The sequence below is a fragment of the Acinetobacter sp. YH16031 genome (genome assembly GCF_013417335.1).
In the GTDB taxonomy this organism is placed as follows: Bacteria; Pseudomonadota; Gammaproteobacteria; order Pseudomonadales; family Moraxellaceae; genus Acinetobacter.
In genome coordinates this window covers 40,498-62,609 of sequence record NZ_VPED01000009.1, presented here as the reverse complement: position 1 = coordinate 62,609, position 22,112 = coordinate 40,498, and the positions used below count along the sequence as shown (strand labels likewise).

The 22,112-nt window shown below is 43.4% G+C and carries 17 protein-coding genes and 1 pseudogene; 5 read left to right on the top strand and 13 right to left on the bottom strand.

The genetic code is table 11. The annotated features are described in order from the left end of the window. Window positions 1-7: 7 nt before the first annotated feature. Window positions 8-772, bottom strand: coding sequence for a glucose 1-dehydrogenase (locus FTV31_RS06245; protein ID WP_180013695.1), 765 nt, complete (start codon window positions 770-772; stop codon window positions 8-10). 504 nt (window positions 773-1,276) lie between these two features. Between FTV31_RS06245 and FTV31_RS06240 the strand changes: the two genes are divergently transcribed. Further along, window positions 1,277-1,765: a MarR family transcriptional regulator gene (locus tag FTV31_RS06240; RefSeq protein ID WP_180013693.1), complete on the top strand. Its 489-nt coding sequence runs from the start codon at window positions 1,277-1,279 to the stop codon at window positions 1,763-1,765. Between the two features lie 85 nt (window positions 1,766-1,850). Here the strand turns inward: FTV31_RS06240 and FTV31_RS06235 are convergent, their stop codons facing one another. Next, complete coding sequence (locus FTV31_RS06235; RefSeq protein WP_180013691.1) at window positions 1,851-3,140, bottom strand: MFS transporter; 1,290 nt, start codon at window positions 3,138-3,140, stop codon at window positions 1,851-1,853. A gap of 345 nt (window positions 3,141-3,485) precedes the next feature. On the opposite strand from FTV31_RS06235, the gene FTV31_RS06230 reads away from it, so the two are divergent. Continuing rightward, on the top strand, window positions 3,486-4,709 hold the full coding sequence (locus FTV31_RS06230) for a CaiB/BaiF CoA-transferase family protein (protein WP_180013689.1): 1,224 nt from the start codon (window positions 3,486-3,488) through the stop codon (window positions 4,707-4,709). Window positions 4,710-4,769: 60 nt separating this feature from the next. Here FTV31_RS06230 and FTV31_RS06225 read toward each other — a convergent pair whose 3' ends face one another. After that, a complete protein-coding gene (locus FTV31_RS06225) occupies window positions 4,770-6,452 on the bottom strand; it encodes an AMP-binding protein (protein ID WP_180013687.1) in 1,683 nt (560 codons plus the stop codon). A 282-nt stretch (window positions 6,453-6,734) separates the two neighbouring features. On the opposite strand from FTV31_RS06225, the pseudogene FTV31_RS06220 reads away from it, so the two are divergent. After that, window positions 6,735-8,007 (top strand): annotated as a pseudogene (locus tag FTV31_RS06220) (MFS transporter). Window positions 8,008-8,076: 69 nt separating this feature from the next. Here the strand turns inward: FTV31_RS06220 and FTV31_RS06215 are convergent. The 7 genes from FTV31_RS06215 to FTV31_RS06185 form a co-directional block, all read right to left on the bottom strand. Further along, window positions 8,077-9,573, bottom strand: coding sequence for an NAD(P)/FAD-dependent oxidoreductase (locus FTV31_RS06215; RefSeq protein WP_180013685.1), 1,497 nt, complete (start codon window positions 9,571-9,573; stop codon window positions 8,077-8,079). Window positions 9,574-9,588: 15 nt separating this feature from the next. Beyond that, window positions 9,589-10,428 (bottom strand): alpha/beta fold hydrolase, encoded by an 840-nt coding sequence (locus tag FTV31_RS06210; protein WP_180013683.1) that lies wholly within the window; start codon window positions 10,426-10,428, stop codon window positions 9,589-9,591. Window positions 10,429-10,562: 134 nt separating this feature from the next. Then, window positions 10,563-12,365 (bottom strand): acyl-CoA dehydrogenase C-terminal domain-containing protein, encoded by a 1,803-nt coding sequence (locus FTV31_RS06205; RefSeq protein WP_125278516.1) that lies wholly within the window; start codon window positions 12,363-12,365, stop codon window positions 10,563-10,565. A 207-nt stretch (window positions 12,366-12,572) separates the two neighbouring features. Further along, entirely contained in the window at window positions 12,573-13,553 is a 981-nt protein-coding gene (locus FTV31_RS06200) for a nitronate monooxygenase family protein (RefSeq protein ID WP_180013681.1), read from the bottom strand. An 11-nt stretch (window positions 13,554-13,564) separates the two neighbouring features. Then, window positions 13,565-14,353, bottom strand: a complete 789-nt coding sequence (locus tag FTV31_RS06195; RefSeq protein ID WP_180013679.1) for an enoyl-CoA hydratase-related protein — start codon at window positions 14,351-14,353, stop codon at window positions 13,565-13,567. A 36-nt stretch (window positions 14,354-14,389) separates the two neighbouring features. Further along, entirely contained in the window at window positions 14,390-15,313 is a 924-nt protein-coding gene (locus tag FTV31_RS06190; protein ID WP_180013677.1) for a glyoxylate/hydroxypyruvate reductase A, read from the bottom strand. Then, entirely contained in the window at window positions 15,310-16,065 is a 756-nt protein-coding gene (locus FTV31_RS06185) for a class II aldolase/adducin family protein (RefSeq protein ID WP_180013675.1), read from the bottom strand. The genes FTV31_RS06190 and FTV31_RS06185 overlap by 4 nt, the downstream gene beginning before the upstream one ends. A 111-nt stretch (window positions 16,066-16,176) precedes the next feature. Between FTV31_RS06185 and FTV31_RS06180 the strand changes: the two genes are divergently transcribed. Further along, window positions 16,177-16,614, top strand: coding sequence for a PaaI family thioesterase (locus FTV31_RS06180; RefSeq protein ID WP_180012405.1), 438 nt, complete (start codon window positions 16,177-16,179; stop codon window positions 16,612-16,614). Between the two features lie 131 nt (window positions 16,615-16,745). Here FTV31_RS06180 and FTV31_RS06175 read toward each other — a convergent pair whose 3' ends face one another. Genes FTV31_RS06175 through FTV31_RS06165 form a run of 3 tightly spaced genes read right to left on the bottom strand, consistent with a single transcriptional unit; the run spans window position 16,746 to window position 20,279 of the window. Further along, window positions 16,746-17,957, bottom strand: coding sequence for a 3-oxoadipyl-CoA thiolase (locus tag FTV31_RS06175; protein WP_125278510.1), 1,212 nt, complete (start codon window positions 17,955-17,957; stop codon window positions 16,746-16,748). Between the two features lie 25 nt (window positions 17,958-17,982). After that, entirely contained in the window at window positions 17,983-19,503 is a 1,521-nt protein-coding gene (locus tag FTV31_RS06170) for a 3-hydroxyacyl-CoA dehydrogenase (RefSeq protein WP_180013674.1), read from the bottom strand. A 2-nt stretch (window positions 19,504-19,505) separates the two neighbouring features. Beyond that, window positions 19,506-20,279 (bottom strand): enoyl-CoA hydratase, encoded by a 774-nt coding sequence (locus tag FTV31_RS06165; protein ID WP_004785705.1) that lies wholly within the window; start codon window positions 20,277-20,279, stop codon window positions 19,506-19,508. A gap of 450 nt (window positions 20,280-20,729) precedes the next feature. On the opposite strand from FTV31_RS06165, the gene FTV31_RS06160 reads away from it, so the two are divergent. Beyond that, a complete protein-coding gene (locus tag FTV31_RS06160; RefSeq protein WP_180013672.1) occupies window positions 20,730-22,028 on the top strand; it encodes an MFS transporter in 1,299 nt (432 codons plus the stop codon). The last annotated feature ends 84 nt before the right edge of the window (window positions 22,029-22,112 follow it).

Here is a 22,112-nt window from a genome sequence, read left to right as displayed (position 1 = left end):
TGATGTTTTAACCGTTCATGGTCAGGCCACCAGAGACACTAAGCACCTGTCCAGTAATAAAGCTGGCATCTTCGCTCAAGAAAAAGGCAATCGCAGATGCCAAATCATCCGGTTGACCCAAACGGCCCAGTGGAATGGCACGAACAAAGGCTTCACGTAATTTTTCCGGATTCGACGCACCTTCAGTCACGCCTGCCAGTAAGGCCGTATCCGTCGGTCCTGGGCAAATCACATTAATTTTGATGTTGTGGCGTGAATGTTCGCGTGCCAGCGTTTTGGAGAAAGATAGCAAACCTCCCTTACAGGCGGCATAGACAGCTTCGCCCGAAGAACCGACACGGGCTGCATCTGAGGCAATATTAACGATGCTGCCGGAATTACGTTCGACCATGCCTTTCAGCACAGCAAAGTGCATATTCAGCATACCGACCAGATTGATCTGGATCAGTTTCTGCCATTCGTCTGGGGTGCTTTTAATGAAGGGTTTAAAAATGTCCCAACCAGCATTATTCACTAGTCCATCGATCGGGCCTAATTCAGTTTCCGTTTTTTGAACCGCCTGTTCAACGACGTTACTTTGGGTAATATCACATTGAATCGCCAGCGCCCGACCGTATTGATTAATTTCATTTGCCAACTTCTCGGCAGCTTCCAGATTCATATCAAAAATAGCAACTTTAGCGCCTTCTTCTGCCAAACGTCGGCAGGTTGCGGAACCTATTCCGCCTGCACCACCTGTCACAATCACGACCTTATCTTTTAATCCTTTCATTGTTTTATCCCTACGCTATTTGTTGTCGAATTTAATCGGCTATTGTTCTAATTCGGTGTGTTTTATCTAAAATAGAAAGAGATTGAATTTATGTCAACATATTTACATAAAATAATATTTATATTTTTATAAATCTATAAATAACAATTATTTAATAATTTTATTTATTCAATGTATTGACCTATATTGACTTTTATCTTTAGAGTAACCAATATCTAGTCCCAGCTTATTACTAAACTATTTCTATTTAAGGAAGGATGTTCTATTTCTTTAGATTGCTAGATGACTGTCTTGCTATTCAGCTAGGGAACGAACTGAGACCGTGAATATCAAGAGAGATATTTTGAATTGTTCAACTGCTTAGTACAGGATTTAAAGGTGCAGATTTCTGCTAAAACACTATGATTTTTAAAACAAATTATAAAAGAAACTGAATTATGCGAAAAAGCGATAGGTTATACTTTGCGCCGTTTAGCTATTTCAGTTTTGAGGATGTTGCATATAGTGAGTGATACTTTGTCAAAAAAATATGATCAATCCTTATATTCCGCTCATAACCGGCTGTTTTTCCGTCTGTTTCAGGTGGGAAACAGTCTGGATCGAAAATGCTTAAATGAGCTAAAAATATCTCCAGTGCATTGGGCCGTGCTGGGTGCCCTGTCTCGTCCTAAAGTTAAATCTGGTATGTCTTTTTCAGATCTGACTGAATATCTGGGGGTAAGCCGCCAAAATCTGGATGCGGTCTTAAAACGACTGGAACGTGATGGACTGGTAGAGCGTGTTATCAATGAGCAGGATCGACGTGCCAAAATTGTTGCGCTTACCACTGAGGGTTTTCAGACCTGGGATAGCCTGCAGGATGATTTTTTTGAGTTTTATGGACAAGCCCTCAATAAGCTGGCTTTTGATGATGTCATCACCTTGATCCATTTACTCAATAAAGTAAATGATGGTCTGAAAAGTATTCACCTGCAAAAAGAGTTAGACCAATAAAAATAGAAATCTTATTTTAAAATTAAATAGATAAAAAAATGAGCCCTTATGAGGCTCATTTTTAATATCATTGTTTAAAAGATAATTATGCTTTTTGTGGGTCGTATTGACGATCTTTGATAAAGATCCCAGACACTGCACCACACAAGAAATAGGCTCCGCCCATAATCAGGAAGCCCAAGCCAATTGAACCTCCGCTGGCTGCTGCACCAATAATCGCAGGTGCAAACATCGCACCAATACGTCCTGCATTATAAGCACCACCGACGGCTGTACCGCGGATCGAAGTGGCAAAGCTTTCGGTCATATAAGTGGCATTAATTGCATACGGAATACCATAGAGGAAGCCAAAGAAAATCAGCAGATAGGCAATATTATCCGGGGTGTTGAACAGCACAATTACGGGTAAGAAAATCGCCGTACCAATCGCGCCAAACGAGAAAACGGCGCGTCGACCTAAACGGTCTGCAGCAAAACCGGCCAGAACTTTACCAAAAATCATGGCAACATAGGTTCCGATCATATAACCTGCCATTGATTTAAAGTTCATATGTAATTCAGATTCTAGATAAGCAGGCATCCAGTTATTTACGCCGTAATAGCCAAACTGCAGGAACCCAGCCGTAAAAATCCATAAAATAAACATTTTACGATTCGCAGGATCTGCAAAGATTTCTTTGACGGTACTTTTCTTAACAGGCTGTTTGGTGGTGACTTCAGCGGGTGCATATAAACGCAATAATCTTGCACGCTGCCACGATTCAGGTTCAGGAACCAGTTTCTGGATAAAAATCGCCATAATGGATGGGATAATCGCGACAAAAAACAGGGTACGCCAGCCATATTCAGGAATAATCCAACCTGCCAATACAGTAGCTACGATATAGCCTACCGTCCAACCTGCCTGTAAGGTACCTAAAATTGTAGTCCGGTATTTGGTTGGTACATATTCAGCCATCAGTGTACTGGCTGCAATATATAAAGACCCGATCCCAAATGCAGACAGAAAACGTAGTACGGCGAACTGTTCATAATTTTGGGTAAAGCCCAAGGCTGCAGTTAATACTGAAAAGATCAGAATTGAAATAACGACTGTACGTACCCGACCTAAACGGTCGCAGGCCCAGCCACCAATAAAACCTCCAATCGCCATACCCGCCAGTGTAAAACTACCCAAGGTACCGGCTTGTAAATTACTTAAACCAAATTCTGCTTTCAGGCTGTTTAAGCTGAAGGACAGCAGTAGCATGTCCGCGCCATCGACCAGGAGTGCCAAAAAGGCAAAGACAAAGGCAATCTGCTGGGTTCGTTTGGTAGTGGGTTTTATCTTTGCGAGTTCTCTTTCTAAAAGTTGTTCTCTTACTAATTCCGTCATATTTAAATCTCTATTCCTATCCTTAGGTTTTTTCATTCTGATCTTGTGTATGCACACTTCTGTATGCATGCGCTTTAAGCGCGATCCGTTTTCAAAGCACAGTACTTACTCCTGTTCTTATAGTCTCATTCCCGAGACTTTTCCCTTTCCTGTTATTTTTGAATCGTATTTATTCTCGTCATCAGGCTAAAGAAGTTAGGATGATTTTTCAATCATTTTAGATGTTTTATTTTGTTAGACGAAATTAAGTATCGTAAAGTTGATTGTTTTTCCATTTTCATATAGCTTTAAAGCGATTATTAAAATGACATGTAATCTAAATAACATCGAACAAGGAGCGTAACGATGGGTGCTTTAACGGGCTTTCGTGTACTGGATTTAAGCCGGATTTTGGCTGGTCCTTGGTGTAGCCAGATTCTGGCGGACTTAGGTGCAGAAGTGATTAAAATTGAAAAGCCTGATCATGGAGATGACACACGAATCTGGGGACCACCTTGGCTTAAAAATAATCAGCAGGAAGATACCCATGAATCGGCTTACTACCTTTCAGCCAATCGTGGTAAACATTCGGTTGCCGTAGATTTATCTACCCCGGAAGGTCAACGCATTATCAAGAAACTCGCAGAACAAAGCGATGTAGTCATTGAGAACTATAAAGCGGGTTCATTGAAAAGATATGGTCTGGATTATGAAAGTCTGAGCCAGATAAATCCGCGTCTGGTGTACTGTTCAATTACCGGCTTTGGCCAGAATGGCCCGCGTGCGCAAGAACCAGGCTATGACTTCATTGTTCAGGGTATGGGCGGTATGATGAGTGTTACGGGTGAACGTGATGACCTTCCAGGGGGTGGTCCGCAAAAAGCAGGTCTAGCCTTTGCTGATCTGACCACTGGCTTATATGCTGCAATTGCGATTCAAGCTGCTTTATTGTCTCGTGAAAAAACTGGTGAAGGTCAGCATATTGATATGGCACTGCTGGATACCCAGGTCGCTTCCCTCTCTGTTCTAGCCATGAATTATCTGACCTCAGGTAAAGTCCCTGGCCGCTTCGGAAATGCCCATGCCAATATTGTGCCTTATCAGGTGTTTAAAGCACAGGAAGGTGAGTTCATTATTGCCTGTGGGAATGACCTGCAATTTCAAGCGCTGTGTCAGGCCGTGGGTTTGAATAACGTGGCAGAAGATCCGCGCTTCTTGAAAAATTCAGGACGGGTTACACATCGTGAAGAACTCACCACTCTCTTACAGGCTCATTTCTACTCTCAACCGGCAAAACACTGGGTAGATCTGATTCATGCAGTCAAAGTTCCAGTGGGCATGATCAATAACCTGAAACAGGCTTTGGAAGAAGAACAGGTTCTGGCGCGTGAAATGGTCATTCATATGCCGCATACTCTACGTGACGATTACACCTCGATTGGTTCGCCGATTAAACTTTCCAAGACCCCGGTAGAATATAAAAAAGCACCACCGTGTCTGGGTGAAGATACCGACGCCATCTTGAGCCAGTATTTAAGCCCTGCTGAAATGGAAGAGCTGAAAAGTAAAAAAGTCATCCAGCAGCGCTAAACTAGCAAGCAATAAAAAAGGAATCGAAAGATTCCTTTTTTATTTTGACTATGTCATTCCTTAACAGGCTTTAGCATCCGGCTGCACGGTTTTAGGCAACTCACGACGTAGAATTTTACCGACTGCAGACTTTGGCAAACCAGACACAAACTCAATATATTTTGGCAGCTTATAACTGGTCAGTTGTAGTCTCAGATAGGTCATGACTTCCTTCTCGGTCAGACTGGTATCCTGTTTTACAATAAAGGCTTTCGGAACTTGTCCAGATTTTTCATCATCCACTCCAATGACGGCACATTCCAGTACTTTAGGATGTTTGGATAAAACGCCTTCCAGCTCATTTGGATAGACATTAAAGCCGGAGACCAGAATCATGTCCTTTTTACGGTCCAGAATAGTGATATAACCCTGCTCGTCCATACAACCGATATCACCTGTCAGGAAGAAACCATCTTTGGTAAATACCTGTGCTGTTGCTTCCGGTTGCTTCCAGTAACCTTTCATCACCTGAGGGCCGCGAATAGCAATTTCTCCAGCCTGATGAAGTGCTACAGGTTTTCCTTCATCATCCAGAATCTGAATTTCTGTGCCTGCCAATGGCAAGCCAATACTACCGCTAAAGCGCTTGCTTAAAGGCGGGTTAAATGTTGCCGTTGGTGAGGTCTCAGAAAGACCGTAGCCTTCATAGATATGACAGCCTGTGACTTCATACCATAATTCTGCCGTATTTTTTAAAACAGATGCACCGCCACCTGTCGTGGTTTTTAGGCGTGAGTGATCCAGCTCGCGAAAACGTGGATGATGAGCCAATGCATTAAACATGGTATTCACGCCCGGAAACACCGTCGGAGGATGTTTATGATATTGATCTACCAATGCATCCAGATCTCTTGGATTTGGAATCAGGACATTGGTAAAACCGCGACTCAGACCATAACTGAACAGGCAAATAGTAAAACCATAAATGTGATACAGCGGCAAGGCACAAAACACATATTCTTCTTCAGTGGCATAACGATCGCCAAAATGGCTAATGAACACCGTACTGTTCTGGGCAATATTAAATAAGATATTGCGATGACTGAGTTCAGCCCCTTTGGAAACACCTGTAGTCCCACCGGTATATTGCAGAATGACAGTATCTTCCTGCTGCTGTACAGGCGCTACAAAATCAATCACCTGTACCTGATCAATGGCCTGCTTAAAGTCAGAAAAATGTTTATCAGGATATTGCGCTGTTTGGCTATAAATTGAAACTGACTGATCCTGAATGAAATCGAGCGGATGGGTAGAAATCACATGTTTTAGCGCAGAACATTCATCCAGATTATTTAACTGTTCTAAGGTTGAGCCCAGAATAATCAAGGCTTCTGCTCCTGAATCCTGAACTTGATGATACAACTCACGCTGGGTGTACATCGGGTTTACATTAACCAGAATATAACCCGCACGAATAATCGCGAAAGTCGCAATCGGATATTGAATAATATTCGGCAACATCACCGCGATGCGGCTACCGGCTGCCAAGCCTAGATTTTGAAGATAGGTCGCCAGTTTCTGGCTATAAACGTCAATCTCCTGATAGCTGAACTTTCGATCCAGATAAAAGAATGCAGTCTTATCCTTAAACTTAAGCAGATTCTCTGCAATTGTCGTACTCAAAGTTTTTTCAGGATCAGGCCGGGTAAATTCCGGATTAACATTCCATTTTTTATATTCTTCCATCCATGGCTGACTAGTCATTACAGCACTCCTATCCTTGATTTTAAAATTTATTTTGTATCGTGAAACTTTATTTTGATTAAAAAATAATAACGTTATCTTTCCTCCCAAATCAATGCAATATTTGGCTAATTTCAAATTTTTACAAATAAAATCACGAATTTTATGGCTAATTATTTGGATATATTTTATCAATTAATAATATGACATTTCTTATAGCGAAATAATAAATCAGTAAAAGCAACAAAAGAATGTCGATCCATTCTTATAAAACAACAACGTAACAAGGAAAGGATGTCGATGATGACGTATGAAACTTCAGTGCTAGAAGCTGAACAGGTCACAGTTCAGCCTAAAAAAATATGGATGACCGCATTTATTCTATGTTTTCTTATTTTACTTACAGACGGTGTTGATCTGGCTTTTTTGGCCTATAGCCTCACCAGTATCAAAGCTGAATTTAATTTAACCACGGTTCAGGCAGGTGCCTTAGGCAGCTGGAGTCTGGTCGGTGGAGTGATTGGCGGATTAATTGGCGGTTGGGCCTTTGACCGTTTTGGCCGGGTGAAAGTTATTGTATTTTATATGATTCTTGCTTCCAGCTTATCCTGCACCTTGGGCTTTGTCGAATCTTACCATCAGTTTTTAATTATTCGCAGTATTGCAGCTATTGGACTGGGTTCCCTATACATCGCCTGTAATACCTTAATGTCAGAATATGTTCCGAAAAATACCGGACGACTGTTCTGGCAGCACTTATGACCGGTTTACCTTAGGTTCATTATGTGCAACTTTACTGGCGGGCTGGATTATTCCTGAATATGGCTGGCGTATGCTGTACTGGATTACCATTTGCCCGATCGTTCTGGCTTTTCTGCTTTATTTCCTTGTTCCTGAGCCGGATTCATGGCTACGTTCACGTGAATTAAAACGTCAGGAAGCAGCTAGCAAAGTTAAGGTGAAAAAAGAGAATCCTTATAAAGTCATTCTCAAGGATAAAAATCATCGCTGGATATTTTTACTATGGATTTTAAGTGCAGGTGCCCTGCAATTTGGCTATGCCGGTTTAAGTAACTGGTTACCTGCCTATCTGGAATCGGATCTGGGCATCAGCTTTAAGGCCATGACTGGCTATATGGTTGGCACGTTTATGATCATGATTTTTGCCAAGATCGTCGCAGGGATTCTAGCAGATCGTTTCGGACGACGTGCCTTGTTCGCTTTTGGAACCATGGGCACAGCCCTGTTTCTTCCGATTGTAATTTATTTCAATACACCAACTAATATTTTGTACCTGATGCTCATGTTCGGCTTCTTGTATGGTATGCCATTTGCCATTAATGCCACATATATGACTGAAAGCTTCCCTACTTCGATTCGTGGTACGGCTGTAGGTGGTGCATTCAATATCGGCCGTATCGGAGCAGTATTTGCACCCCTCACAATTGGATATTTTGCTCATGGAGGCTCAATTGGAACGGGACTATTGGTAATGGCAGGTGCCTATTTTATTTGCGGTCTGATTCCTGCACTGTTTATACGTGACCGCTTATATGATCCGCAAAAAGCAGATTAATCTCTATCATCTTTTGATAAAAAAACCAGTCAAATAGACTGGTTTTTTTTAATGAATAAAATTTAAAAATCAGACAACTTTTCTTTGAGCATTTTCCATGTATTCATAATGGTAACCACTGCGAATAAAATGCTGGTTTTTGTCTCTAAATGAATGCGCATAATCTGGCCAGACCAAAGTCAGCTTGCGACTCACTGGGTCTAGATACCAGCTTTTACAGCTTTCTGATAACCAGACACTGCCTTGGGAAAGCTGCTGTAACTCTTGCATATAGCGATTTTCAGCGTTCTGATCGGCTTCAAAGACCTGAATCTGTTCCTGTTCAAAAAACTGCAAGGCATCCAGTACCAGATCAAACTGGGTTTCCAGAAAATAAAGTGCTGAATTATGCCCACTTCCGGTATTTGGACCGTTTAAGATAAACAGATTTGGAAAGTTATGGACTGTCGTAGATTGATAACCCTGCATACCACTAGACCATTGCTGCTCAAGGCTTAAGCCATGTTTACCTACCACCTTTGCCGCATAAGGTGGACGTGCTGCTTCAAATCCAGTAGCAAAGACGATGATATCTCCAGAAAACTCATTGCCGGACTTACTGATCACACCATCTTTCGTAATTTCAGCCAAAGCTGAGTCTTCAAGCGTGACATTGGGTTTTAGAAAAGTCGGATAATAATCATTGGACAGCAATAAACGCTTGCAGCCCGGTTCATAATTCGGTGTGAGTTTCTGCTGTAATTTAGGATCTGAAATCTGGTGTTTCAAGAATTGCAGGCAGTTTTTCTTGACCCGCTCGATCTGGCTTTTCAGATTACGGCGCTGGGCAAAATTATATTCATTGCCCCAGAACAAGGAATGTCTTAACGCTGACATGCTATCCGGATCTTTGCGGAAGAGCTGTTTTTCTGACTCAGAATAAGGTCGGTCTGGTCGCGGCAAAATATACGGTGCACTGCGTTGCAATACGGTTAGACTTTTTGCTGTTTTGGCAATTTCCGGTACAAGCTGGATAGCTGAAGCCCCTGAACCCACAACAACCACGCGCTGATTATCCAGACTCACTTCGTGATTCCAGCGTGCAGAATGCATCACCTGACCTTGAAATTCATCCAGTCCCGGAATTTGTGGCAGATGTTCATCTGCCAGATGCCCAGTAGCGGTGATTAAAAATTCTGCCTGATACAGACCGTTAGAGGTCTGAATATTCCAGATACGTTGTTTGGCATTCCAGCTTGCATTTTCAAGTTGTGTATGAAAATCGATATGTGGCCGGATATTTTTCTGATCGCAGCATTGGATTAAATAACGCTGAATTTCTGCCCCTTGCGGAAAGACACGTGACCAATTGGGATTTTTAATGAAAGAGAAAGAATATAAATGTGAGGGTACATCACAGGCGACGCCGGGATAGGTATTATCACGCCATGTGCCACCTACTTCTGCTGCACGTTCAATAATTTTAAAATCGTGAATGCCCTGCTGTTTAAGACGGATCGCCATACCTAATCCACCAAAACCGCTGCCTACAATTAAAATCTTGCTGCGCTGTCCTTGAGCTTGCATTATTTTTCTCCCTTTTTAAGGCATCATGGGCTGGATTTTTTGATTCGCCGGATACTGTTCTGGATGCTGGCTAAACTGGTTGATCAGTTGCACCGCCTCTGCTGGCGTTTCAATATGAATCGCATGTCCCGAAGAAATTTCGATATAGCGGCTGTTCTGAATTGAAGCAAACAGTAATTTGGCTTGGGCTAATGGCACCATACGGTCTTCACGACAAGCCACGATCAAAGTCTCCGCAGCGATGTCCGGCAAAATGGCGGTGATATCAATACGATAATTAAGTTCACGCTGTTTGGCTGCATCTTGGGAAGGTTTGACGAAACGTGCCAGATCGAGCACCTGTTTTTCAGTTCGAGCAGACAGATAATCATCGCTATACAGGCAATAATTCACAAAATGCGGTAAAGCCGCAGACTGATCATTAAATAACTGTTGCCAGATCGTGGTGCGTAGTTGTTGCACCGAACTGGTTTTTGCCCAACCGGCTAACAGAATCAAACGTGCGATACGCTGTTTGAGACTGGCAGCTACTTGTGCAGCAATCACGGCACCGAGTGAATACCCCACCACAGTAATCGCTTCATCTTCTGCCACTGTATGCTGAATCAATGCTTCAACTTGCTGACTAAAATCAGTCACTGCCAGATCGGCTTTATCTGGGGTATGTAAATCAATCGATAAAACCCGCTGATGGATACCGAGCATGGGAAAAATATAACTGAAATGCTTGTCGGTATTTCCACCTGTGCCATGAATCAGAATAATGGTGGGATATGAGGATTTCTGTCCGACTTCATGATAAGTGAGGTGTAGATCACCATAAGGACATTGTCGCGTAATCGTGTCTAAATCCATATAGACTCCTGATCTTGTTGTTTTATGGCCGATGCAATACTAAAAAGCACCCATCAATATTGAATTTTGTGCAGGATGAAAAAAGTAGTAAGAAAAAAGACCCACGATCGAGAGATTGATCATGGGTAAAAGGATTAATCGAATTTAAACTCTTCTGGTGTAAGCAAGAACAGGCTCTCACCACCGGCCTGAATATTGGCAACGTGAGTTGAAGTTCTTGGCAGAATGCGTGCAAAGAAGAATTGCGCAGTTTTGATCTTTGCTGCATAGAACGGATCAGTATTGCCTTCTTCAATTTTTTGCTGCGCCGTAATCGCCATTTTCAGCCATAAATACGAAGACACTACATAACCAGAGAAATATAGGTAATCGACAGATGCCGCACCGATTTCATTGGCAGACTGTTGCGCCTGAGCCTGAATCGTCTTGGTTAATTCTAACCATTGCTCAGTCAACTGGCTCACTTGTGCAACCTGCTGGTTAAACTGGGCATGTTGCTGATGCTCTTTCACAAAACCTTGGATTTCATCTGTTAATGCAGTCAACAAACCTAGTTTTGAACCCAGCACTTTACGCGCCAGTAAATCGATTGATTGAATTTCAGTGGTGCCTTCATAAAGACTGGCAATACGTGCATCACGGGCAATCTGTTCCATGCCATGTTCAGCAATATAACCGTGACCGCCAAAGACCTGCATACCGTGTTTGGCTGCTTCTACACCCGTTTCAGTCATTAAGGCTTTGGCAATTGGGGTTAATAATGCCAGACGATCTTCTGCGGCTTTCTTCTCTTCAGGATTATCCGTTGCTTCAGCAATATCAGCATAAGTCGCCAGATAATAAGCCAAGGCACGTGAACCTTCTGCAAATACTTTCTGCGTCAGTAGCATATTGCGTACTGCCGGATGCACGATAATTGGATCCGCAGGCAGGTTTGGCTCTTTCGCGCCTTCAAGTGAACGCATCGCCAGACGGTCTTTGGCATAAGCCAACGCGCCTTGATAAGAAGATTCAGCTGCAGCCAAACCTTGAATCGCTGTACCGATACGGGCAGAGTTCATGAAGGTAAACATGCAGTTCAAACCGCGGTTTTCAGGCCCGATCAGGAAACCTTTGGCATTATCAAAATTCAGTACACAGGTCGCATTGCCATGAATACCCATTTTGTGTTCAATCGCGCTACACACCACGCCATTGCGAGAAGCCACATTTCCAGCTTCATCCAGATTGTATTTAGGCACGATAAACAGCGAAATACCCTTGGTACCTGCAGGCGCATCCGGTAAACGTGCTAACACGATATGTACGATATTTTCAGCCAGGTCATGTTCACCTGCAGAAATAAAGATTTTCTCACCGCTGATGCTGTAGCTGCCATCTTCATTTGGCACCGCTTTGGTACGGATTAGGCCCAGATCAGAACCGGCATGTGATTCAGTTAAACACATGGTTCCGGTCCAGCGTCCTGCAATTAAAGGCACCAGGAATTTCTGTTTTTGTTCATCACTACCGTGATGTTCTAAAGTACGCATCGCACCATGAGACAGGCCTGGGTACATACCCCAAGACCAGTTGGTCGCCGTGATAATTTCTGAAATGGCAATACGGTATAAAGTCGGGAAGCCTTGGCCGCCATATTTTTCATCGCCAGTTAATGAGGTAAAGCCAAGTTCTACATATTTGTCATAAGCTGCTTTAAAACCATCTGGTGTAGTTACGACGCCATCTTGCAAACGGCAGCCCTGCTGGTCGCCTGTCGCATTAATTGGCAGAAGTTCGTTTTGGCAAAAGTCCGCAGCGACTTCCAGATATTGTTCCATAATATCCATAGAAACTTTGTCTGCGAACTTTGCATAGCCTTCGTATTTCTGTTCAACATTGAGCAGATCTTTCAGCACAAACTTCATGTCTTTTAATGGCGCAATATAATTTCTCATCGTAATTCCCTTGTATGAGTTCTAATTTGTATATTTATGACAATTAATTTCATAATACGAAATTATGTTTTAGATCGAATATAATATAAGTTCATGTATAAAATCTAGTCATGACATAAAAAATCACATTTAAAAAATTAAAACTTTGGTATAAAAAAGCCATTCGGTAATGAATGGCTTTTGATTAAATGATTAAAATAAAGCGATCTAGCGCGGGAAAAACTGAGCCAAACGTTGCTGAACAATCTGTTCTGCTTCTTGCATGATAGTGTCAATCAGCGTTTGACAGGTTGGAATGTCATGGATCAATCCCATCACTTGACCTGCTGTCAGTATGCCTGCATCAACATCGCCATTTTCCAAAGCCAGCTTGCCTTTTAAGCCACTGACATAAGGGCGAATCTGTTCAAATTCCAGATTTGGATCTTCACCCATTTTAACGACAAGATCAGATACTGCATTCTTCGCAACACGCGCAGTATTTCTGAACTGACGGTAAAGAAGATGCGTTGCCCTTTCATCATTGTCGACATAAAACTGCTTGATATTAGGATGGATCGGCGCTTCTTGAGTAGCACAAAAGCGTGTTCCCATATTGATTCCTTCAGCACCTAAAGCAAGTGCTGCCACCAGACCACGTCCATCAGCAAAACCACCACTAGCCACAATCGGTACGGTAAGCTGATCAGCAGCTGCTGGAATTAAGATAAGCCCAGGAATATCATCTTCACCCGGATGGCCGGCACATTCAAAACCATCAATCGAGATCACATCCGCACCGATTCTTTGTGCTGAAAGTGCATGACGGACCGAGGTACATTTATGAATTACAATGATGCCATGCTGTTTAAAGGCCTCAATATGTTCATGTGGCTTGTTACCTGCCGTTTCTACAATCTTGATTCCACTTTCAATAATGGCCTGACGATATTCGGCATACGGCGGTGGGTTTACAGCGGGTAATAAAGTTAAATTGACCGCAAAAGGCTGATCCGTCATTTCTCGGCAGCGTGCAATTTCCCTGGTCAGCGCTTCAGGTGTAGGTTGCGTCAATGCCGTCAGCGTTCCCAAACCACCTGCATTGGAGACTGCACTGGCCATTTCTGCGGTACCGACCCACATCATGCCGCCTTGAATAATCGGATAGCGAATGCCTAAAAGCTCGGTAATACGCGTTTGAATTTTCATGAATGCTCTCCTTAGCGTCCGGTAAATTGTGCAGGGCGTTTTTCGACAAAGGCTTGTACACCTTCTTTGTAATCCTGGCTACTCAAGGCCAAGTATTGCAGGTTTTGTTCCAGCTCCAGTTGTTGATCCATGCTATTTTCCGCACTGCGTTGTAGCGCCTGTTTAGTTAAAGCCAGTGCATAGGTCGGCTGTTGTGCCAGTCGCTGTGCAAACTCATCGATATAAGCATTAAATTCTGCATCAGGGATCATTTTCCAGATCATGCCCATTTCAGCCGCTTCTTTGGCATGCACAGGTTCACCGAGTAAGGTTAATGCCATAGCACGTGCATAACCAATTAAACGCGGCAACATCCAGGTACCGCCGGCATCAGGAATTAAGCCAATTTTAGAAAAGGCTTGAATAAATTTGGCACTTTCCTTGGCAATGACCAGATCACAAGCCAGCGCGATATTAGCCCCTGCACCGGCAGCCACACCATTTACCGCTGCAATCACCGGTTTGGGACTTTTACGAATCAGATTAATCAAAGGATTATAATATTTGGCCAACGAACCTTCGGGAGGCAACGGCACACTACCGCGCTGTCCGGCACGTTCTTTTAAATCCTGTCCCGCTGAAAATGCCCGGCCATTACCCCGAATCACAATTACCCGAATGTCTGGATTCGTATTCCAACTTTTCAGTACCTGCTGGACTTCTTCATGCATTTGCCGGTTGAAACTGTTGAGTGAATCTGGACGGTTAAAACTTAAAGTGGCGACGCCTTGCTGAATCTGGGTCTGAATCATTTCCCACATCATCAATTTCCTTATTTTTTGTCTGTATCCCTACAATTAATAGCCTTTATTGACATCCACTTGATGACACAAATCTAGACCCTGATTTAAACGACGGTCATTTTCTAGTATCTGCTCTACCACCACAGACATTGGGGCATGTGAGGCCACATGTGGTGTCACCACAATTTTTTCGTGCTGCCAAAACTGATGATCCGCAGGTAATGGCTCCTGCTCAAAGACATCAACAATCGCACCACGTAGATGGCCAGAATCCAGTGCATCCAATAAATCCTGCTCGATTAAATGCTGGCCACGCCCGACATGAATCAAAGCTGACTGTTCAGGCAGTTGCTGAAATAATTCAGCAGAAAGAATCCCAGTATTCTCTTCGGTGAGTGGTAGCAGGTTAATCAGAATCTGACTTTGCGCCAGGAACTCGGAAAGCTGTTCTTGACCCACATAACTTTTGACTTGATTAATGTCTTTTGGGGAATTCGACCAACCAGAGACTTGATAGCCCATGTCTGCGAAACGTTCTGCTACGTATCCGCCCATATGCCCCAGTCCCATAATCCCGATCTGCATATGATGGCTATAGCTCTGGCGATACTGCTTCCACAGCTGCTGCTTTTGCTGTTGGATCATGCGGTCAAAATAACGCTGAAAATACAGCACGCCCCAAAGCAGATAATCAAACATGCCCTTTTGGTGATGTGGATCCAGTACCCGGCAAACGGCTTGATCTGGGCGTACAGCATTTAAGTTTAAATGTTCTACCCCAGCAGCAATCGAATGAATCAGGCCAAGCTTTGGTAGCTGCTGCACTTTTTCCAGATCTGGAAACCAGGCAGCGACTGTGGTTGCCTGTTCAGCTTCAGGACTGTCCACTGTACAGAAACTGCCAGCAGGCGCATATTTTTGAAAAGACTTGACCAGAATGGCTTCAATATTTGGTACAGAACTGGAAATAACAATCATGATGCATACTCCGTATATTGATGCTCAATCAGGGACAAAGCGGCCTGCCAGGCACGCTGTAAAATCGGTTCAATGAGAGGACTGGCGAACTGCTTGGCTGTTTTAATTCGGACTTCTTCTGCTGGATAATGCAATTCAGCACCGCCGCTTAAGGCTTTCACCTGTGCCTGACAGGCGCGCTCCAGGAAATAGATTTCATGAAAAGCCCGCGCAATGGTTTCCCCAGCCGTTAATAGGCCATGATTGCGTAAAATCATGGCGCGATGGCTGCCCAAGTCCTGAATCAGGCGCTCCTGCTCATCAGTTGAAAGCGCGACGCCTTCATATTCGTGATAGGCTACATGTTGATAAAATTTCATGGCGTGCTGGGAAATTGAGAGAAGCCCGTGTTTCTGAGCAGAGACGGCAATACCATCTGCAGTATGCGTATGAATGACACAGTTGAGATGAGGATGCGCGTCATGAATCGCAGAATGAATTACAAAACCTGCCATATTGACTGGCTTGTCCTGCTCATAGCTTTCTACCACCTGTCCTTCATGATTAATCTTCACCAGTGTTGAGGCACGCATTTTTTCAAATGCGACACCATATTGGTTAATCAGAAAACAGTCTGGTTGATCTGGGACTCTTAGGCTGATATGAGTATCAATCAGGTCGGTCATCCGATAATGCGCAATAATACGATAAAGTGCTGCGAGTTCACAGCGTGCCTGCCATTCAACATCTGTGACGAGATTTTTTATTGTCATCATTCCATCCTGGAAAAATATAGCATTTCGATCACTATCTGTTATATCATAATTTTAGAAAAACAGAATATTATTTCATAAAGCGAAATATTTTTATTAAAGGGAAGCTATATGACTACAGCTCAAATGAATGGACTCGAATATTTAACTGCAATTAAAAATGGCGAATTGCCTGGTTCAGCGATGGGACAATTGATTCCCATGAAACTCAGTGTTGTCCGTGAAAACTATGTGGAATATGAAGTTTATCCAGATGAACGTCATTTCAACCTGCAAGGTGGCATTCATGGTGGATTCTGCGCCACTGTTCTGGATAGCGTAACCGGTGCAGCAGTGCATACCACAGTTGATGCTGGTGTCAGTTTTTCCACTATTGACCTGAATGTCAAAATGCTTAAAGCCATGAAAAATGGCGAAACCTATACAGCCATTGGTGAAGTGATCCGAATTGGACGTAATGTGCTGACTTCAGAAGGCCGAATTGTCGATAAAGACGGTAAAATTTATGCCTTTGGTTCAGCGACTTTATTGGTTACTGGCCGCAAATAATCCTTACGCTGATTTAAACTGATTTGAATATTCCCTGCTATATGCAGGGATTTTTATTTCTATATAAATAGCCCAATAAAAAATGCCATGCATATCATCTATACATGGCATTAATACGATAACTAAAGCTGTTAAGCAGCTTCAGGGTTTTCAATCACCATCGCCAGACCTTGACCCAGACCGATACATAAGCTGATCACGGCATATTTTTTCCCAGTACGCTGCAATTGACGCGCAACGGTTAAGGCCAAACGCGCACCTGAACAACCCAATGGATGGCCAATTGCAATACCACCACCATTTGGATTCACACGCGGATCATCAAACGCCACATCCAGACCTTTCAGGCAAGATAATACCTGGCTGGCAAATGCTTCATTGATCTCGATAATGTCCATATCATCTAGCGTCAAACCTGCACGTTTTACGGCTTTTTTGATCGCTTCGATTGGACCCGCACCCATGATGCGTGGCTCAATGCCAGCGGCTGCAGAAGACAGGATACGTGCTAAAGGTTTTAAGCCATACTGTTCCTGAACTTTTTCACTGCCGATAATCAGTGCTGCAGCGCCGTCATTGATACCTGATGCATTACCTGCAGTCACCACACCACCTTCGAAAAGCGGTTTTAACTTGGATAATGCTTCAAATGTCGAAGATGGACGTGGATGTTCATCTTCAGTCACTAATTTAGGCGGTAATTTACGCCCTTGTGAAACTTCAATCGGGGTAATTTCACCTTCAAAGAAACCTGCTTCTTTTGCAGCTTGATATTTCGCTTGTGATGCAGCAGCAAAAGTATCTGCCTGTTCACGCGTAATGCCAAACTCTTCAGCGACGTTATCCCCTGTTTCTGGCATGCTGTGCGCGCCAAACTGATCGGTGAATTTACGGTTCGGGAAACGTGTACCAATGGTGGTGTCATAGATTTTGGCATCACGTGAATACGCGCTTTCAGCTTTAGCCATTACAAACGGTGCACGTGTCATGCTCTCTACACCACCTGCAATATACAGTTCGCCTTCACCTGCGGTAATGGCACGGGCTGAATCGATCACAGCACCCAGGCCCGACGCACATAGACGGTTAACTGTTTGACCTGGAACGGTCACTGGCATACCAGCAAGCAATGCTGCAAATCGAGCCACATTACGGCTGTCTTCACCGGCTTGGTTCGTGCTACCAAAGATCACATCTTCTACGTCAGCTGCTGGAATACTGGTTTTTTCTAGCAGATTTTTAATGACTGTTGCTGCCAGATCATCTGGACGCACAGTGGCCAGGCTTCCTGCATGGCGACCGATTGGAGAACGTAAACCATCATAAATATAAGCATTTAACATGAGTGTTATTCCTTTAACTTTTTAATTAATGTGTAGTATGAACAAGAGGTAAACCGAGTTGAACGCGGCGACGTAACCAAGGACTTGGACGGTAACGCTGGTCACGGGTAATCGCCGTCATGCGGTCTAAAATTTTCAGAATTTTTTCCGCACCCAGTACATCGCCCCATTCAATTGGGCCGTATGGATAACCAAGGCCTAATTTCACGGCAACGTTAATGTCTTCTACTGTTGCAACACCTTGCTGGGCAATATCACAGCCTAGATTCACGATCATGGCCAAAGCACGTTGCGCCACAAAGCCGACGCTTTCCTGAATTGTACTCGCAGTCACACCATCCAGATTGAAAATCGATTGTGCTGCGGTTACCAGTTCAGCTTTGGTCACAAACGTTGGCATTAAAGTACGGTGTTTATTTAGACCGTAAAGTAGATCGATACAGACTACTTGCTGCGGAGACACCTGATAATGAACTGCGGCTGAAGTGGCATCTTCACCATAAGTGGCAATTAAAATTAAAGCATCTGCTGAAGGTGTTTCAGTTTGCTCAATCTGGATGTTGAACTGCTGCAGATATTGCTCAAGCGCCTGACGGTCTTCGCTATATTCTGTACCTAACCAAACCGATGGATATTGATCCAGCTTTTCAACCAATGTTGGAGCCACATCACCTACTTTGCTACCTGAAGTGTAATCATAAAAACCTTTACCAGTTTTGCGGCCTAATTGTTTGGCAATAAAACGCTGGCGGGTAATCACGCTTGGGCGGTAACGCGCTTCTTCATAATATTGGTGATAGATCGATTCGCTCACTGGATGAGATACATCCATGCCGGTCAGATCGCCTAACTCGAATGGTCCCATTTTGAAACCGATCCCGTCACGATAGATGCGGTCAATGTCATAAAATGGAGTGACATTTTCATTCAGAATCGCATAGGCTTCGCTACCAAAAGCACGGCCAGCATGGTTAATGATAAATCCCGGGGTATCTTTGGCTTTTACCGGGCGATGTCCCATTTTCGTAGATAACTGAGTGAGCGCATCCACAATATCAGCACGGGTATTAAAGCCTTCAATGACCTCAACCACTTTCATCAGTGGAACCGGATTAAAGAAGTGATAACCGGCAACGCGTTCCGGCTGGCTGCAATTGGCAGCGATCGCACTGATGGAGAGTGAAGATGTATTGGATGCCAGAATTGCTTCCGGTTTCACAATGCCTTCCAGTTGCTGCATCAGCTTTTGTTTGATTTCCAGATTTTCAATAATCGCTTCAACAATTAAATCGCAATCTTTCAGGTCTTCGATCTGATGAGCAATCGATAAATGAGCAAGATCTTCAGCAGCTTTTTCATGGCTGAATTTACCTTTATCAGCCAGGGTATTTAATGTTTTAGCCAGCTTTTCCTGTGCCTGTTCAGCAGCACCTGCTTTGGCATCAAACAACACGACATCATGGCCAGATTGAATTGCGATCTGGGCAATGCCCGCACCCATCGTACCTACACCAATAATACCGATTTTCTGAATTTGAATGCTCATGCTTATCGTCCCTGATAATTTGGTTTACGTTTTTCAATAAAGGCTTGCATACCTTCTTTTTGATCTTCTGAAGAAAACAGCATCTGGAAGGATTTACGTTCCAGCATTAAGCCGGCATTGAGTGGCACATCTTCAGCCAGTAAAGCCACTTCCTTGATTTGTTCCAGCGCGATTGGCGGCATTTTTGCCAGACCTTCAGCCATCTTGATTGCTGTTGCCAGGGTTTCGCTGTCTTCCGTTACTTGAGACACCAGACCAATCTGATACGCTTCTGGTGCAGGAACCAGACAACCCGTCATAATGATGCGCATTGCATGAAATTTACCCACGGCACGGAATAAACGCTGTGTACCACCAGCACCCGGCATTACCCCTACTTTGACTTCAGGTTGACCGAACTGGGCACTTTTACCAGCAATGATAATGTCTGCATGCATCGCCAGTTCACAGCCACCACCCAATGCATAACCGTTTACTGCTGCGATCACCGGCTTTGAACATTGTGCAATGGCTTGCCAGTAACGCTCAGTACGACGCTGCATCATCTGGATGGTTTCAGCATTGGCTAATTCTTTAAGGTCAGCGCCTGCTGCGAAATCAGTTTCACCACCAGTGAGAATAATGGCACGGATATTTTCATCGTCATTCAATTGCAGAAAAGCCGCAGCCAGTTTCTGACGTACTTCTGTATTCAGGGCATTTTTAGCTTCTGGACGATGGATCTTGACCATCGCCACATGTGTCGAGATTTGCTCTACTTGAACTACCTGTTCCATCAAAAATCTCCATTTATTTTGTATAGCGAAATTTTATTTTATATAAAACTACGGTTTCTAGACCCATAAATCAAGATTTTTTCTCTCAAAAACTCAAAAAAGTTATTTTTTAATAAAAATTAGAGTAAAAACTCTTGTTCAGTTGGCTATTTTATGATTAATTGATTTCGCAATACGGAATTAATTATTTAATTAGAATTTTGGTTATTCATTTATGCAAATAATAACCACAATACAAAATAAAAAAATTAATTTCCGTCATAAGGATACTACGTTGTTCAGTGATTTTTCACTCAAGGTGAAACGGAAAAATCAGATCCAGCCTGATCGTAACAGGACGAATGCGCACAGACGCTTAGACCTTAGATGAGGAAAATGCTTTTCCGTGAGGAAGAAAATGGATTTAGCGGTAGCAGAGGAATGCTACTTTAATATATAGAGGATATAAGAATGACAAGCGATACCATCGTAGCTGAGGAAACTAAAACGGGGGTCTCCTCCGACAGCACCGTTAAGCAGGCACCTAAACGCCTGTGGATGACGGCCTTTGTCTTCGCTTTTTTGATTTTACTATGTGACGGTGCAGACATTGGCATTCTGGCTTTCAGCTTGACCAGTTTGAAAGCAGAATGGGGACTGACTTCAGTACAAGCGGGTGCTCTGGGAAGTTATTCTCTTTTGGGTATGGGGATCGGTGGCTTTATTGGCGGATGGGCCTGTGACAAATTCGGTCGCGTACGTGTCATCGTATTGGCCACTATTTCCTTCTCGATTTTGTCTGCCTATTCAGGTTTTGCCCAGTCTTATCAAGAGTTTGCGATTTTACGCACCCTTTCGTGCTTAGGTTTAGGCTGTTTATATATTGCCTGTAATACCCTGATGTCAGAATACGTACCGACCAAATACCGTACTACAGTATTGGCAACATTAATGACTGGTTTCACTTTAGGTTCATTGGTGATTACCATGGTTTCTGGCTGGATTATTCCTGAATTCGGCTGGCGTATGCTGTACTGGGTGACAATTGCCCCATTAGCTTTGGGTATTTTGATGCACTTTATGGTACCAGAACCAGAGTCATGGAAACGTGTCCGTGAAATGAAAAGAACTGGTCAGATCGTGGATAATGATGCCAAAAAAGGCAATCCATATATCACCATTCTTAAAGATAAGACCCATGGCAAGATGTTCATCTTATGGTCTTTCAGCTCTGGTTTCCTGCTATTCGGTTATTTCGGTGTAAGTAACTGGTTACCAAGTTATCTTGAAGCTGAATTGGGCATTAAATTCAAGGAAATGGCGTTATACATGGTAGGTACCTTTATCACCATGATGTTTGCCAAAATCATTGCAGGTTATGTGGCTGATAAAATTGGTCGCCGTATTGTGTTTGCTTTCGGCACCATGGGAACAGCACTGTTTATTCCTGTCGTGGTGTATATGCACAATGCTGATAACATTGGTGTACTGATGCTGATCTTCGGTTTCCTGTACGGTATTCCATATGCGATTAATGCAACTTATTTAACTGAAAGTTTCCCAACTGGGGTTCGTGGTACAGCAGTCGGTGGTGCGTTCAATATTGGTCGTATCGGTGCAATATTCGCTCCAATTACGATTGGTTATCTTGCGATGAATGGTTCGATCGGTACGGGTCTATTGGTGATGGGTGCAGCTTACTTCCTATGCGGTTTGATTCCTGCCCTGTTTATTAAAGACCGTTTATACGATCCACAAAAAGCTGAATAACTTTTAACTCAGGAGGGCTATGAATTCATTGCCCTCCTTCATCCATATTTTGATGACTTTAAATATCAAATACATACCCTTTGA